Annotated in this window: 14 protein-coding genes; 4 read left to right on the top strand and 10 right to left on the bottom strand. The window is 60.2% G+C overall.

The window, feature by feature from the left end:
• Nucleotides 1-166: 166 nt before the first annotated feature.
• Nucleotides 167-1642: a Fic/DOC family protein gene (locus tag GFJ39_RS05810; protein ID WP_153430464.1), complete on the bottom strand. Its 1476-nt coding sequence runs from the start codon at nt 1640-1642 to the stop codon at nt 167-169.
• 7 nt (nt 1643-1649) lie between these two features.
• The gene (locus GFJ39_RS14040; protein ID WP_061489988.1) at nt 1650-1865 is read right to left on the bottom strand and encodes an antitoxin VbhA family protein; all 216 of its coding nucleotides are present in this window, start codon (nt 1863-1865) and stop codon (nt 1650-1652) included.
• Nucleotides 1866-1991: 126 nt separating this feature from the next.
• Here GFJ39_RS14040 and GFJ39_RS14045 point away from each other — a divergent pair, with 126 nt between their 5' ends.
• A complete protein-coding gene (locus GFJ39_RS14045; protein ID WP_029495893.1) occupies nt 1992-2270 on the top strand; it encodes a hypothetical protein in 279 nt (92 codons plus the stop codon).
• 83 nt (nt 2271-2353) lie between these two features.
• Here GFJ39_RS14045 and GFJ39_RS05820 read toward each other — a convergent pair whose 3' ends face one another.
• From GFJ39_RS05820 to GFJ39_RS05840, 5 genes are all read right to left on the bottom strand, one after another.
• Nucleotides 2354-2749 (bottom strand): hypothetical protein, encoded by a 396-nt coding sequence (locus GFJ39_RS05820; protein WP_153430465.1) that lies wholly within the window; start codon nt 2747-2749, stop codon nt 2354-2356.
• Between the two features lie 35 nt (nt 2750-2784).
• On the bottom strand, nt 2785-3588 hold the full coding sequence (locus tag GFJ39_RS05825) for a hypothetical protein (RefSeq protein ID WP_153430466.1): 804 nt from the start codon (nt 3586-3588) through the stop codon (nt 2785-2787).
• 108 nt (nt 3589-3696) lie between these two features.
• Nucleotides 3697-4263, bottom strand: coding sequence for a hypothetical protein (locus GFJ39_RS05830; protein WP_153430467.1), 567 nt, complete (start codon nt 4261-4263; stop codon nt 3697-3699).
• Complete coding sequence (locus GFJ39_RS05835; protein ID WP_062501821.1) at nt 4263-5105, bottom strand: DEAD/DEAH box helicase family protein; 843 nt, start codon at nt 5103-5105, stop codon at nt 4263-4265. The genes GFJ39_RS05830 and GFJ39_RS05835 overlap by 1 nt, the downstream gene beginning before the upstream one ends.
• 114 nt (nt 5106-5219) lie before the next feature.
• Nucleotides 5220-5774 (bottom strand): hypothetical protein, encoded by a 555-nt coding sequence (locus tag GFJ39_RS05840; RefSeq protein WP_061490892.1) that lies wholly within the window; start codon nt 5772-5774, stop codon nt 5220-5222.
• Between the two features lie 448 nt (nt 5775-6222).
• On the opposite strand from GFJ39_RS05840, the gene GFJ39_RS05845 reads away from it, so the two are divergent.
• Genes GFJ39_RS05845 through mobF form a run of 3 tightly spaced genes read left to right on the top strand, consistent with a single transcriptional unit; the run spans nt 6223 to nt 10527 of the window.
• Nucleotides 6223-6981: a BRO-N domain-containing protein gene (locus GFJ39_RS05845; protein WP_153430468.1), complete on the top strand. Its 759-nt coding sequence runs from the start codon at nt 6223-6225 to the stop codon at nt 6979-6981.
• Nucleotides 6982-6991: 10 nt separating this feature from the next.
• Nucleotides 6992-7342 (top strand): hypothetical protein, encoded by a 351-nt coding sequence (locus tag GFJ39_RS05850; protein WP_153430469.1) that lies wholly within the window; start codon nt 6992-6994, stop codon nt 7340-7342.
• Nucleotides 7339-10527 (top strand): MobF family relaxase, encoded by a 3189-nt coding sequence (gene mobF / locus GFJ39_RS05855; RefSeq protein ID WP_228391821.1) that lies wholly within the window; start codon nt 7339-7341, stop codon nt 10525-10527. The genes GFJ39_RS05850 and mobF overlap by 4 nt, the downstream gene beginning before the upstream one ends.
• Nucleotides 10528-10537: 10 nt before the next feature.
• Here the strand turns inward: mobF and GFJ39_RS05860 are convergent, their stop codons facing one another.
• The 3 genes from GFJ39_RS05860 to GFJ39_RS05870 are packed head-to-tail and all read right to left on the bottom strand — an operon-like array spanning nt 10538 to nt 14217.
• Nucleotides 10538-11419, bottom strand: a complete 882-nt coding sequence (locus GFJ39_RS05860) for a DNA/RNA non-specific endonuclease (protein ID WP_153430470.1) — start codon at nt 11417-11419, stop codon at nt 10538-10540.
• A 37-nt stretch (nt 11420-11456) separates the two neighbouring features.
• Nucleotides 11457-13772 (bottom strand): type IV secretory system conjugative DNA transfer family protein, encoded by a 2316-nt coding sequence (locus GFJ39_RS05865; protein WP_153430471.1) that lies wholly within the window; start codon nt 13770-13772, stop codon nt 11457-11459.
• Nucleotides 13773-13776: 4 nt separating this feature from the next.
• Nucleotides 13777-14217: a hypothetical protein gene (locus tag GFJ39_RS05870; RefSeq protein ID WP_153430472.1), complete on the bottom strand. Its 441-nt coding sequence runs from the start codon at nt 14215-14217 to the stop codon at nt 13777-13779.
• Nucleotides 14218-14227: the final 10 nt, after the last annotated feature.

The raw sequence follows: 14227 nt of genomic DNA on the forward strand, positions 1-14227 counted from the left end.
AGCCTGCCCCCCCTTGCTCAGGACGCTCCGGGCTTGACGGCCTGTCCCGTCGCCCGTCTTGGCCGGTGGCAGGATGGGCTCAGGAAAACGCCACCGTCGTTCCACTCTCGTCGCCGTCAGTGTGCTCGCCGCACGGGCAGGATGAGTCTAGGAAAACAGGGGGCGATCAGCCGGGGCCGGGTGTCCGGGCAGACGAAAGAGACGGGCGGTCTGTCGGGTCTGCCGTGGCGGTTAGGGCGGGCTGGCCGGTCAGGGTCTGGATCAGGGCGCGACCCGGTTCAGAGGTGGGAGTCCGGCTGGCATGGCGGGCGATCTCCCGATCCGTCCCGGCCAGGTCTGTCAGGATTTCTGTTTCCCGGCCGTGAGCGGCCCCAAACGCAAAGGCTTTTTCTCGACTGTCGCCATAGGCTGCCATGTCTTTCTGCACCTTGCCCAGCTCGCGGGCGAAGGTGGGATTGTGGCGCAGTTCTTTTTCGATCTCTTTCCCGAGCGCCGCATGACGGCCTCCGGCCTTCATGCCGGTGAAGGCCTGTGCTGCATCGCCGCCCTCCTGGCGGATCGCGGCCTCGATGTCGCGGCAGACGAGGGAAGGCGGGGCCGACCAGAACGCATGAAGAGAGGCAGCGGCCTTGCGGCCTTCCTCTTTTGCCTGTGCCAGGAGCGCGCGTTCGCGCTTCTCTTCCGCAGGCCCGAAGACAGCCGGAATGACCGGACGGGGCACGGGCCGAAGCGTTGGAGCAGCAGAGGCCGTCACAAAATCGGATCGCACGGAAACGGTGTATCCGCCATCCTGTCGGACGGCATTTCGAAGATCCGCGACGGGGACCGCCACGATCCCGTCAGGCGTTTCGAACGCACCGGAAAGGCTGGTCCGGCTTTTGAAGATCCCGGAGACAGTCTCCCCAGGTGCGGCCGTGCGAATGACGAGGTCATCCAGCGGCCTTGCGTCAGGACCGGAGCCCATGTCCTGCATCAGTTCCTTCAGGGCACGCGCGCGGGCGGGATCGGTGGCATCTTTCAGCAAGGCCGCCATAGCAGGGTGATCCGGATCCTGCGTGCCGGCAATGGACGCGGACACCATGCGGGCTCTTGTGATGACGGAAAGGTCCACGTTATGCCCGTAGTGACGGCCGAGTTCTGAAAGAAAGGCCTCCTGCGTTCTGCCGTTTCCTTCGCGGAACGGGTGGACATAATTGAGTTCGTTTAGAACATTTCCGGCGACGGCCGCGAACTGCTCCGGCGTGGAGTTCTTCAGCACATCCGGGTTGCGGATGGGCTTGAAGGCCTCGTTTAGCCCCATGTCGATATGGGAGCCGGGGAGGAAGGTTGTTGACCCTTTCCGCATGGAGCCAATCGGTTCGACCCGTGCTCCGTCCACGACCGGCCTTTCGTGGCGCATGTGACCAGCCCACTCATAGACGTCCTGGAAGATATGCCGATGGATGGCCTTCAGGTGGTCGGCATCGAAATGGCCGGACGGCCCCAGACCCATCCGGATTTCCAGAATCCTGTGGCTGGTGCGGCGGTATTCTTCAGGGTGAAGCTCGGAATGGCGGCGCAGGCCGAGACGGTTTCGCAGAACGTCCGTTTGGTCAGGATCATCCGAGACGTTCGGGTAGGTGTAACCGTGGGCGGGAGGCATCGACGCGTCAGAGGGCGGGATTCAGTCTCCGCCCCAGTTCAGCAAGGTCGATCTGTCCGGCGACGAACGACTGGCACGCAGCCTCGATAAGAGGATCATGCGTGTAGCCCTGCCGTCTCTGGGCCGCGAGGGTCCATTCGACCGCGTCCTGACGGCGCGCGCGCTCTTCATCCGAAAGGGCGGAAAAAGGCGTCGGCGCGAAAAGGGTCTTGGCTGAACTCATAAGAAGAAAGTAGCGGTTTTAGGCCGGAATGGCAAGGTTTTCCGGGCCTTGCGGCCTATCTGAAGGCGGGTTTTTGAGGCGCGATTTTTCGCGTTCAGTCGCAGAACGAGGCGGCAGGATGCTCTTATGACAAAGAGCCTTTCCCCTCTCGATAGCCGCCCGAAGCACCTGACCGGGCCGCGCCTGTCTCTTGCCCTGTTCCGGATCGGATGGTCCGAGCGCCAGGCCGCCGAAAAATGTGACATGCACCGCAACCAGTTCCGGCGCTGCCTGGAGGGCACGTCCTCTCTTCCGGCTGACTTATCCGCATGGTTGCTGGATCTGGAAGCGGCCCATGTGGCCCATCCCTGTCCCCGGCAGAGAAAGGCCGATCCCATTCTCGCCGAGATCCGCAAAGCCGGGTGACATTGCCCGCGACGTGGTGGGTTCCGGTGTCTCCACGTCCAGGCTCAGGGGATACGAAAAAGGCAGCCCGGAGGCTGCCTTTTTTATTTGTTTGCGAAGACGAAGCCAACGCTTCCGTTGGTCATGACGTATGGCGTGCAAGTCCGGCCAGGATGAACATTAGAATAGGGCTGCAACCACTTGGCCGAGATCCACATGGTCTTCCGCGCTAGGTTCACCGTCTGATAGTAACCGTTAACAGGCTCGACGGCTGTGTTCACAGGAACGAGCGTGGTTGCCGGGGCCACTACAGGTGACTGGTCGGACGGGTTTTGGCGGAATGGGATGGAGAAGTTCGGATCCATCATCTGCGCATCTGTCGCGTTGAGAGTCAGGCACTTATAGCCGGATAGGGGGCTGACAGGCTTGTTCGGCGATGCGGAAGCGCTGAAGGAATAAGACGCCGCCAAGACTGCCAGAGCGAAAAGTTTATGTTTCATAGTGATTGGGTATCCAGTTCTCTGTCTTCTGTCACTTAACTCTGGAGTACGGGAGCACTTGCCCCGGTCCCCATCTTGTTCGCCGTGCTCTGCCGCCACTCGCCGACGGTGGTTCCTGACGAGATGTTGTTGTTGCTCATGGCGGTCGAGGAAATGAAATCTGACATCATCGCGCTATCATCGGCTTGTGCGACTTGAGCCCCAGCATGACTTCCAAAATTATACATCGCTCTCGTATCCAGCGCGGTCGGATTGCTAATTCCTTGCGCCTGCAAGGTCATAGCTTCCTCTTTCATATACTGAGCTGCTGCGACCGCCTGTGTGGCTGGGTCCTGCTGCCCTGCCGTTCCTGATGTAATGGTACTCGCGAGGCCCGGGTTCGATGCCAGAGCCTTGCTCATTTCCTCGCTGTAAGTGCCATTTGCCATCTGAAATGCGCCCGTGATGGTGTGGCCTGATCCGGTGGCCGTATAGACATTCTGGCAGCCTGATTCGACCTGACACGTTGCTGCCAAGGCAGCAGGGTTCACGCCAATGGAGGACGCATTGTCAGCGGCCTGATAGCCCCATGCGCGGCTATAGAGCGTTTGCAGTGAGTCCGAGCCGGTAGAAACGGGCTGCGTGGTCTGAATCACTTTCCCGTCCCCGCCGATCTGCTGGACAGTCCCGGCTGGTACCGTGAAGTTCGGCAGGCCGACTTCCGGATAGACGACATGCGGGACTTCCGGCAGGCCGTTCGGCACTTCAATCGACTGCGCCTGGCACGAACCGCTGAGGCCAAGTCCGGCCGAGAAAGCCAGACCTGTAATCAAAAAGGATTGTTTGAAGGGCGGCGGCATTGAGCACTCCTGTGTTGGGGTGGTCAGTATCCGCCCGTAGTCTGCGACTTTGAGTATTGTCTGAACAGCGCTTATTGGCCCGAGGTGGTGTGTCCGTTTTGGACACACCTAAATCAGGTGATCGAGGATAATTCCGAAGACGGTTCCGCCCACGATCATGGTGGCGAACCATCCGGCCCGCTTGCTGATTTCGTCCCGTCGAACACGAGTGCCCGCCATCACGATCTGCGCTTTCATGCTTTCGGCGATTTCGCCTTTGACGGTTCCAAGGACTTCCGCGACCTTTGCCTTGACGGTCCTTTCGTCGATCTTCTGGAGCTGGCGAGAGGCTGCCACGCCTTCATGAAGAGCCCGCCTGACCTCAATAACCTCCTCTGTTGCCGAGCGCGTGCATTGATCCAGCAGGCTCTCGCACTTGGCAACGCACTGCTCCATTCGTGTCTCGGCCTCTTGAAACAGCGCCCTATGCGCGGCCTCCGAGTGTTCACGATCCTTAATAAGGAGGGCCTGATGAAGATTGTTCATCTCCATCAGGATCATGAGACCATCCAGAACCTTGGCCTCAGGTGAACGCGGCCGGAGCGTCCAACGATGCGTCTGCTCGCGCAGCGCATCCAGTGAGCTTTCAAACCTGGCCTGACAGTCAGAAATCCTCTGGGTAAGGCCGTCAGACATCACACGTCACTTTCGGCCGGAACAGGGAGGCCTTTAGGCATGTCTGGCAGGCGAGGCGCGCCTAGCTCTCGCAGGAAGACAGGGAAATCGCGGCGGTACCAGCGGTCAATCGCGAGACGGTCGAAGATCGAGCTGGTTGGGAAGCCTTCCTTTTGCTCGCCCTCGGCATACGCACGGAACGTGAGCGTTCGGTCACAGACGTCCTTCATGGGTTCGGCAGCCGGATAGAGGACGAGCTTAGCGCCGTTGTCCATGGCCTCGACAACTGCGGGGTGAATGGCCACCTCTTCGAAAACATCGTCCACGTCCAGGGAAGGAGGAATGAGGCCTTCGTTGAGAATGACTGCGGCATTCCGGGGAGAGAACTTCTTGTTCGTCTGGAGATCTTCCAGATAATCGAGATCTGCGCGTTCATGGCCGATGAGGAAAGCCACTGAGAGCGTGATACCCATCATATCGAGGGCGCGTGTCAGTGATTCCGTGCTGATCAACTCATGCAGCGCTGTCCATCCGCCGCCGATGTCGAGAATGGCGTCATGGCGACTCTCCATGAGAGACTGGATCTTCTCTTCCAGCCATTTCCGCTGACGTTTCGTGTCGCCGCCTGTGGGGCTTTTCGCATCATGGAAACTGGAAATGGAGTGCGACCGGTTCAGCAGATCGGTGTTCCAGATCTCGGGGGTGCCGCCCTGCTCATGGATCGTCTGGGCCAAAGCATTCAGCAGGGTCGTCTTCCCAACCCGCTGACGGCCAATGATCGTAAAAATAACCGGCTTGCGCTTGGGGGCTGCCTTCTGGTCGGCAGCGCTCGTAGCGGCTTTAGCGGCAATATCCTTGGTCATGGATGGTCGGCTCCTGATGAGGCAGCCCCCTCACTGTGAGGTGGGCTTCTCTTCCTCTTTCGGACGCCATAGTGCGGAGCCATTCTGCGACTTAACCCTGCCGCGCAAAAAAAATCAGTCTGGCGTGAGCCTTCTCTTCTCTTCCCTACGTGCCCGAAGCTTTGCCCTGATGTGCTCCAGAGACTGGCGCCCCTCAGCAGAAATGTTCGTATGCGGGTCGGCGTCGTTGGAGGACATTGACGTTGCAACGGTCGAAGTCGTGGGAACGAGTGGCGGTGAGGCGGGTATTGGCGCAGAGGGTCTCTCCTCGCGTTCCTGGTAATACTCTTCCACAGCGGCAGGCCGCCAGTCTGCCGGGGTTCGGCTCGGCGGTTCTGGCTTCTGATCGGGTGTGTCATTTGCCGGTTTTCCGGCTGTGATTCCCTCTCGCTCGCTCTTGAGGCGGGACCACATTTTTCTGATGGCCCCAAGTCCAACCGGAGAGAGTTCGACGTCCACGCCGTCTTTTCTCGCGGCTTTGGCGATCATCTCCCAGGTGGCGATCTTCGCCTCGCGAAGTTCAGACACGATGTCCTGATTTTTTCTCAGCCACTGATAGACAGCTTTTGAGTGCGGCTGAGCGGGGCGTGTTTTGTGTGCCTCCTGGATCTCTCTCAGTGCCTTGGACATGCTCACTTTCGCTCCCGCTTTGTGTCCATTTCGGACACACCTCTCACGCTGAGCTGTTTTCACGGCCTCTGGTGTGTCGAACCTCTTTCGCAGGCGAGGCATCTTCGTGTCAAGTTCGAGGCATCATAGAGGCAACTACGAGGCATCTACGAAGCGATTCCGAGGCTTGTACGAGGCTACTACGAGGCGAGAGCGAGAAAGAGCGAGGCAAGTATGAGGCAAAGAAAAGAGCTTCTTCATAGACCATTGCACCGTTGGTGCGGACGGCTCCGCCGTGCGGGCTTGGAAGGGCGTCGGAACTAACGACGCCCTTTGCTGTCTCCAAAGCGTGCCAGGCCATTTCTTTCAGGCATCTTAGTCGCAGACTGGCCCGGCACCATGGCAGCCGAAAGAGGAAGAGAAGCCCACCTCACAGTGAGGGGCCTGCCTCATCAGGAGCCGACCATCCATGACTAAGGACACGGATACCGAAGCGGGATTTGTCGCCGCAGAGCCAGTTCATGATGCTGCCCGTACCACCGAGTTTATGTTTCAAAACCACTGTTTGGAGGGCGTGGTTCACGAAGGTAAACTCTGGCTCCGGGCGAGCCAGGTTTGCATGGTGCTGGGGCTCTCGAATTCACGCGATGCAATGCTGCGGCTGGATGATGACGAGCACACTTCAATGAAGATGATGACCCATGGAGGTTTGCAGACAGTCAACGCGGTCAGCAGAAGTGGTGCCCTTCACCTCACCTTTGTTTCTCGCTGTCCTCACGCAAAGGCCTTCCGTCGATGGGTTACCGATGCGGTCTTGCCGGAAGTTTTCGAGACAGGCTCCTACCTCGGCAAAGACCGTGCTCGGGCCGGTGTTGAGGGAGCCGAGATGATGCGGCTTCGAGAGAGGCTCCGACTGCCAGGCCGGTATATGGTTCTGAACCTGCCGGGTCGGCCTCTTCACATCGAAGCGCGAGATCTGGAAGAAATCCTTGTCGAGGTTGATCAGGCCGATGTGCAGGCGTTGGTGAGTTCTGCCCAACTCGTCGGCTCCTTGTGGCGGAACTTCCGAACAGAGGACGTCATCCTGAACAAGGCCGTGACAGAAAATTCCTGCGGCCAACAGCTTGATCAGGCCATCTCTCTGAGCACTCGACTGGCGCAATGGGTCATGCAGGCGGCCAGCACTGCGCAGAAGGAGAGAGAACGGCCTGACGCCCTGACGAAATGATCTCAGTCGCATGAGCGCTTTCTATCCTGCCCTCATGACAGATCAGACCCAGACCCCCGACCGCGCTCCCGAGACCGATGTTTCGGATCGGGAGCTTCTTCAGCACCTTCTCACCCGCTCTGACGAACAGGGCGAGGAGATCCGGTTCATCAGCGAAAAGCTGAGTATCCTGATTGAGCTTCTGACCCCCTCGGAGAAGGGGGACGGCCCGACACTGGACGACATTCTCGCGCGCCTGGTCGAACTGATGAAGGATCAGGAGCCGGTCATCAGGCGTATTGACCACACGACCGCTAGAAACAACGACCTCCTTGAAGGCCGTAAGGTTCGTCCGAAGACAGAGGACGGCCGCACGTCATGATGACCTTCCGCAAGATTTCGGCTGAGTGTAACGGCAAGTTCGTGGCCGCATACTTCACCGAAGGGGCACCGGATCCGGAGCATGATTTCCGGACGGACACCGGCAAGGTGCCGGACGGTGATGGTCAGCGCCTCACGAATTACTATCTCGGCCGCGATGGCCGGGCCTCGTTCAATCCGGGCATGAGCCAGCAGATGGCGGACGTACTCGGCGTGGATCGGCGCGCCATGCCCACGACCGAAACACTTGCGGCCCTGTTCGAGGGCAAGCGCGCTGATAATGGTGAGCAATGGTCTCAGGCGAAGCGAAAGATCAGCGCCTATGATCTGACCATGGCCCCGCACAAATCGGTCACGCTGGCTGCCGAGTTCGCGCCCACGCAGGCCGAAGGGGCCGCCATCTGGAACGCTGTGCAGCGGGCCAATGACGCGACCATGCAGTATGTGGCCCGCGAGCTGGGCTTTGCCCGACGTGGGCATGGCGGGGAAGACGGAGAAGAAGCCGGGGAGGTTGCCTGGACGTCCTACCGTCACCGCACGTCGCGCCCGACCCTGACCCTGCATGATGCCGAGACCGATACCACCTATCTGCGTGAGGCCCCGACCGGGGGCGATCCGCAGATGCACATCCATAACTCGCTCTACAATGTGGTTGTGACCGAGAGCGGTCATGTGGGTTCGCTGGACACCAAGCGCCTGCGCTCCCGCGTGCATGAGTTCGGAGCCTTCTTCCAGGCGGAACTGGCGGATGAGCTGCGCAAACTCGGGATCGAGCAGTCCTACGACGCCAAGGAGCAGGCGACTGTTATCTCCGCCGTTCCGCAGGAGGCCTGTGACGCTTTTTCCAGCCGCACGGCCGAGGTGACGCGATCCGCTCGGGCCTATGCCGAGAAGGAGGGGCACGACTGGAACACCATGACGGCCGAGCTGAAGAACAAGATGCTCAAGGCCGCCAGTCTGGCGCACAGGCAGAAGAAGAATGAATCCGCTGACGACGTTCAGGCCTGGCGCGAACGCGCCGCTGCGATTGGCTGGGAGCATCACAGCGTCATGGGCACGGCTGAGGCCACGGAATTATCTGTCGCGGACCGGCATGAGCAGGCCTATGCGTTTGCGGCCAAGCATCTCGGCAAGGAGTTTGAGACGGCGGCCGTTCTCGATCATGACAAGCTGAGGATGTATGCCGCTCGCGGCCTCATCGGAGCGGGCATCCCCGGGGGCATTGAAGACATCGACCAGGTCGTCAAACTGATAGAGGACAAAGGCCTAGAGGTTCGGGGCGAACAGGTGAGTCTTGTGTCGTGCGTAAAGAATGACCGGGTCCGCGTGACCAACACGGCACAGATCCGTGTCGAGGAGACCCTTGCCAAAGAGGCCGTTCGGGCCTCGGCGGATCGAAGTGCGTCTCTCTCGGACGCCCAACTCACAGAGGCCATCGAGCGATGCGACCTCGATTTCGACAACGAGCACGGTCAGTCCCAGAAGGCGGCAATTTACGCCTTGGGGAAGGCTGGAAAGATTTCGATGCTCACGGGTGTTGCCGGTTCCGGTAAAACAACGCTGCTTCAGCCTCTCGTGGATGCCTGGAAGCGGGATACTCGGTTCTCGGAGAAGGGCCGTGAGGTCATCGGTCTTGCCACGGCCTGGCGTCAGGCCGATGCGCTTGGCGATGCCGGGATCTATCAGCGCTACGCCATGATGCCCTTCCTCAGCCGCCTTGAGAAAGGCGAGCAGACTGTGGACGAGAATACGGTTCTGGTCATTGACGAGGTTGGCCAGGTTGCACCGCGCCAGATGCTTCAGCTTCTGGAGCTGCAACGCGCGAGCGGCTGTACCATCAAGGCCTTGGGTGATCGGGAGCAGGCGCAATCCATTGAGGCCGGTGACACCGTCGAGATCCTGCGCAGGGTTCTGGCCAAGGAAGACATGCCGGAGCTGCTGTCCACGGTCCGGCAGACGACCGCCCGCAATCGTGAGATTGCCGGACTATTCCGTGGCGAGACACCAGATGCGGATGCACTGGACGCGCTTCGACCTAAAGGGAAGGCCGCCTACGCCAACCAGGATCAGGAAAATGCGGACGATCCGCGCAACGCCTTTCACTTTGAGGAAGTCCGCCGCGCTATCGACATGAAGCGCGAGGACGGAACCATCCGTCTGGTCGGTGGCGATCAGGATGAGGTGCTGCAAAAAATCGCGGAACTCTACGTCACGCGCCGCGACGCCTTGGCTGCGTCCGGCTCAAAGCGCGGGATCAGTATGTCAGCCCTGACCAACCAGGACGCGGCCGACCTCAGCCGCGCTGTGCGCAGGATCCTGCAGAACCGTGGCGAGATCTCCCGGGATGAAGTGACGCTGGATGCGGTCGATCAGCGTGGCGAAACTTATGACCTTCAGGTCGCTGCCGGCGACAGGTTGCGTCTGTTTCGGCGCACCTGGGGGGCGGTCGAAGGAAAAGGGACCACCGTTGGCAACAATGGCGATGTCGTGGAGGTTGTCTCGCACGGCAAGGACGGTTTGAAAGTCCGGATGAAGGACGGACGGGAGGCAGATGTTGAATGGCGTCGGCTGAAGGACCACAAGACCGGCCGGATCCTGCTTGGCTTCGGTCATGCCATGACCATTGATGCGGCCCAGGGCCTCACCTCGGACGAACATATCAACGCCCTTCCGCGAGGGGTGGCTACGGCAACTGGGTTTACATCCTACGTGGCAGAGAGCCGGGCCAAGGGCACGACGTGGACCATGATCTCAGACGGCGCGACGTTTGAGGCCGTGCGCAACGGGCGCGCGCTCGGTGATACGACGGAGATCACCAGCGACGATCTGTGGCACCATGTGGCCAAGGGCATGTCGAACAAGCCCTACAAGGCGCTTGGCATGGATCTGCCGTTCACCTCGCAGGAGGAACGGGAGAAGCACGTTCAGGAATTGATCCGTCTTGGTAAGATGCAGGAGGAAATGGCGCAGGATGGCCGGGACTATGGGCGCGAGGTGGCCAACCGCGTGCAGGCGATCACCGTGGCAAAAATGGCTGCCCAGAGGCTGAAAGTCATTGACGAGCAGATTGAAGCCCTTCTGGCGCAGAGCGGGGCGGCTCCCTCTGAGGCCGAACAAACCCTGCGCAAGAACCGGATCGCTCTTGCGCAGGCGGTGACGACGCAGTTCTCAGTGGGGGGCATCTAGGTCGCCCGAATTACTTATTCGTCGTGAGGGAGTGCAGGAGAGCCTTTATGGCCTTTTGTACTACTGCGCTTTTCCAGCTTGCTTGCAGTTTTTCATTTCCTGCACGATGGCTCAGAGCATAAGGGCTCTGGCGGATCGGAGGCATTGAAGCGACCTGCTCTTTAAGACTGGCAGGAAGTGCAGGGAAAGGGTCAATGTTGACCAGCTGTGTAAGCGTCGACACCGATGTGATTTTACAGACAGGGTGTGCGGTATTGAGGCAAATATAGGCCCCTGTTCCTGAACCTGCTGGATCATAGATCGCTTTCCACGTGATCGCGGGAACCGGGATTTTTCCGGGACCAACCGTTTTTTGGATCTGGTCAGGATTATACCCTGGCCCTGTGACGACAAAAATCTCACCTTCTTGATCTGCCCATCCTCGCACGGCGCTTTCGACACCCTCCCATGCCCCTCGGTTCAACGCGGCGGTTTGGGGGACGATGTTGGACAGGAGAAATGACTGATCCTGCGATGTCGCGTCCGGCTCATCGCCACTGGGGGTCATGTGCCCCCGATCGTAACCAGAGCGCCGGTAGTCAGAAAGGGTCGCCTGCATCGACCCTGGGAGGCGACTATCTACGCTAAAGGTGCCTTTGCGCGCTGTTTTGCGTGCTGTTTCGATCTGCTCTTCAGTGATATCTTCAGCCGACCATAAAGGGCCCTTTGTGTCTTCAGAGGCCAGAACCGCATAGTCGTTGTTACATAACAGAACCGTGCCACCGCGTTGGGTTTCAGATAGCACTGCGGGAGGTTTCCCTCCCGCAAAAAGGTGGCTGCATGATGCAGGATCAGCATGGGCTGACGATGCTGCTGCCAAGACTATCAGGCAGGTTACAAAACGAACTCTCATGAAGGCTCTCTGCCACTGTCGCACCGAGAAGAACAGCTTACGCTTGAAGCCTTTCTCCAAGCGTCCTGAATGCCGCCAAGATTTCTCTTTCGCTGGCCCCTTTGGCGCCATCCGTATTGGCCGGGAGTGCATGAAGCTGATCGCGTGTCGCCAGAACGAGCACAGCACGACGACGAGGCGTCCGTCCTGTCCGACTGCCAACAAGACGCTCCAGTCGCTCGATCTGCCCCAGAAACGCCCCATCCATGGGCTGAGCAGGTACGAGGCTTTCATCTTTGTTGTCGTCGCGCTGGAAGCGGCCCCAGGCCAACATCCCCGCAAACGGCGTGTTGCCGTCTCCATGACCGTGAGCCGTGGAGGTCCGCAGGTAAGCCGTCAGATCGGTCAGACTTGTACTGACATCGCCCATGAGGGCCTTGCTGTCCCGCTGGTTCTCGTTTGCAATCTTGCCAATCAGGGCTTCGATCGACGGCGGGAAGCCCGAGCTTGCCGTCTCGATCTGGAAGTCGCCATTTTCCAGCGTTTCGACAATGCCCCAGGTCTCGGCATCCGGATCCACACCATGGCCCGTCTTGGGGGACGGCAGCATGACCGGACGGGCGCGCCGCACCTCGCCTGAGCGTCCGTTGATGTCGGCAAAGAACGTCTTGGAATGAATGACCCGGCCGCCGAACATCGTGACGGCCTCACCCTCGATCAGGCTTTGCAGATCGTTCCAGGGCAGACGGGAGACCTCGCGGACCTCAGCGCCTGAGCCGTTGTAATATCCGTAGCCATCATTCTCCACGCGGGTTGCCTGTGTCACCTCGACCTTGTCGGCCTGCTGTTCCAGCCATTCACGGGTCTTCATGGCATCCTGAAGCCGCAGCGCATGGGTGAGGTTCGCGTTGCCGAGAAGCGAGAAGGCCTTTTCGCCGATCCGGGCCGTCAGGCCGGGTAAGTCCTGAAACGAGATCCAGAACATGCAGTTCAGGCCACGGCCCATGGCGAGCATCCGGTCCATGCCGTCCGTCACATAGGCGCCCAGCTCATCGAAGAAGATCTGGAATGGCGCATCGCCAGCCCCGGCCTTCAGCTTGAACACTTCGCTGGCAGAGCCGTGTAGCTTGGCCCCGAGAAGCTGGGCCATGACGCCGCGCAAAGAGGCCACGACAATCTTGCCCAAACCCGCCAGACTGTCCGACGAGTTTTCCAAAGACGGCAGGATGACGATCAGGATGCGGCGGTTCAGCACCACATCGCGCATGATGATGTCGGCTGTCTCCGCATTGAAGATATGCCCGAGGCTGACGCCAAGCTGGGTGAAGACGCGCGAGAAATACATCTTCGCATAGCCGTGCTGCTCGGACGGTTTGTTTTCCTTCTGCGCGTTCCACTCCAGAGAAGAGTCATAGCCGGGCAGTTCGCCAAGATACGCCTGAAGCGGCCACAGCACATCGTCCGGAATATCCTCGACCCTGCGCTCGATGGCCTGATTGGATCCGGGATTGCGGAGGAGGAAGACCTTGTGCCGCGCAAGAGTGCCAATCCAGCGCAGGTCGGTGGCATAGCGGATCGCGTCGATGTTGATGGGGATGCCGTGTGTGTCGCGCATCCAGACGAGGGCCGGAACCACTGTGCCGATGAGACCGACAGCACGGTCACGAAAGACGCCGTTGGAATCATTGGCCGACTGCTCGCCAAGCTGGCTAACCAGCATTTCGCGGATGGCGTCCGCATTTCCGGTGGCAAACGGATTGAACGTGTTGGAATCCCGCGTCCCGGAGGCGGCGAGGAAGTTCAGCGCCAGCACCTGGTCATCGAGCCCGAACCGCCGTGCGAGGGCCAGCACGTCGCCATAGACCGTGTTGTCGCCCTTGGCGTCCACCAGGATGCAACCGGAGCCATGCGCCAGGGCGTTCGTCATCAGGGAGACAATGGCCGTGGTCTTGCCGGAGCCGGTGGTGCCCGGAATGGCCGCGTGCTGACGGGCCGCGTCCGAAGACATCCAGAGCTGGCGACGGGTGCGCGCCTCGGTGCCGAGATAAAGAATGCCGTTGGCCTGGCGGGGTTTGCGATCCTTGGGATTGAGATCGTTCGCATCCTTCAGCCCGCTGTAGCGCGGCATATGGAGCGGAAGACGCTCGGGCCGTAAGACGACCCAGGCTGCCACGGCCGGAGCCGCGAGGATCAGGGCTCCATCAATCGCAGGCACGAACCAGCCCAGACCGACCGCCACGAACCCAAGCCATCCGGCCAGAGGAGAGCGAAGCTCTTCTTTCGCCTTTGTCCAGAACGGGCGGGTGTCGCGGTATGTCTTTCCCCGCTCGACCTGCTGGTGGCCAAGCGGTGCGCCAATTTTGCGAGCCGTCATGGCTTTAGTTCTCCAACCCAAATGGCGAACCGGCTTGTACCGGCGCGGGTGCTGGGGATGGCATTTCCAGATGGGCGGGCTGATGCAGCGCCTTCAGGATCTGCTGTGGTGCAGTGGGTGCCTGAGCTTGCGGCTGCGTCTCCAGCGGGCCGCTGGAGGGCAACGGCGGAAGAGGCGCAGATTCAGGCATCGCAGGCGCGGAGGCGTGCAGGCCGCCGAAGGTGTACAACAGACCTGCGCAGACGGCGGCTGTCGCGGCAACCGGCAGAAAGCGGCGGATCTTGCTGGCAGGAGCGGCCTGAGGTCCAACCGGGGCGATCTCTGCCTGAGGGGCCGCGACAGGCAGGGCTTGCGAGAAATGAAGATGGATCGGGGCCGTGCTGCCTTCCTCGATGTCGAGCGTGAGGGGTGCGTTCTGGCCATGCTGGAGAATGATGCGGGTCATGAAATTGTCC

Source organism: Gluconobacter aidae (assembly GCF_009547075.1).
Lineage (GTDB): Bacteria > Pseudomonadota > Alphaproteobacteria > Acetobacterales > Acetobacteraceae > Gluconobacter > Gluconobacter aidae.

Coding starts and splice junctions, on each gene's coding strand:
- GFJ39_RS05810 (WP_153430464.1), bottom strand. CDS start 1,642: ATGCCTCCCGCCCACGGTTACACCTACCCGAACGTCTCGGATGATCCT.
- GFJ39_RS14040 (WP_061489988.1), bottom strand. CDS start 1,865: ATGAGTTCAGCCAAGACCCTTTTCGCGCCGACGCCTTTTTCCGCCCTT.
- GFJ39_RS14045 (WP_029495893.1), top strand. CDS start 1,992: ATGACAAAGAGCCTTTCCCCTCTCGATAGCCGCCCGAAGCACCTGACC.
- GFJ39_RS05820 (WP_153430465.1), bottom strand. CDS start 2,749: ATGAAACATAAACTTTTCGCTCTGGCAGTCTTGGCGGCGTCTTATTCC.
- GFJ39_RS05825 (WP_153430466.1), bottom strand. CDS start 3,588: ATGCCGCCGCCCTTCAAACAATCCTTTTTGATTACAGGTCTGGCTTTC.
- GFJ39_RS05830 (WP_153430467.1), bottom strand. CDS start 4,263: ATGTCTGACGGCCTTACCCAGAGGATTTCTGACTGTCAGGCCAGGTTT.
- GFJ39_RS05835 (WP_062501821.1), bottom strand. CDS start 5,105: ATGACCAAGGATATTGCCGCTAAAGCCGCTACGAGCGCTGCCGACCAG.
- GFJ39_RS05840 (WP_061490892.1), bottom strand. CDS start 5,774: ATGTCCAAGGCACTGAGAGAGATCCAGGAGGCACACAAAACACGCCCC.
- GFJ39_RS05845 (WP_153430468.1), top strand. CDS start 6,223: ATGACTAAGGACACGGATACCGAAGCGGGATTTGTCGCCGCAGAGCCA.
- GFJ39_RS05850 (WP_153430469.1), top strand. CDS start 6,992: ATGAGCGCTTTCTATCCTGCCCTCATGACAGATCAGACCCAGACCCCC.
- mobF (WP_228391821.1), top strand. CDS start 7,339: ATGATGACCTTCCGCAAGATTTCGGCTGAGTGTAACGGCAAGTTCGTG.
- GFJ39_RS05860 (WP_153430470.1), bottom strand. CDS start 11,419: ATGAGAGTTCGTTTTGTAACCTGCCTGATAGTCTTGGCAGCAGCATCG.
- GFJ39_RS05865 (WP_153430471.1), bottom strand. CDS start 13,772: ATGACGGCTCGCAAAATTGGCGCACCGCTTGGCCACCAGCAGGTCGAG.
- GFJ39_RS05870 (WP_153430472.1), bottom strand. CDS start 14,217: ATGACCCGCATCATTCTCCAGCATGGCCAGAACGCACCCCTCACGCTC.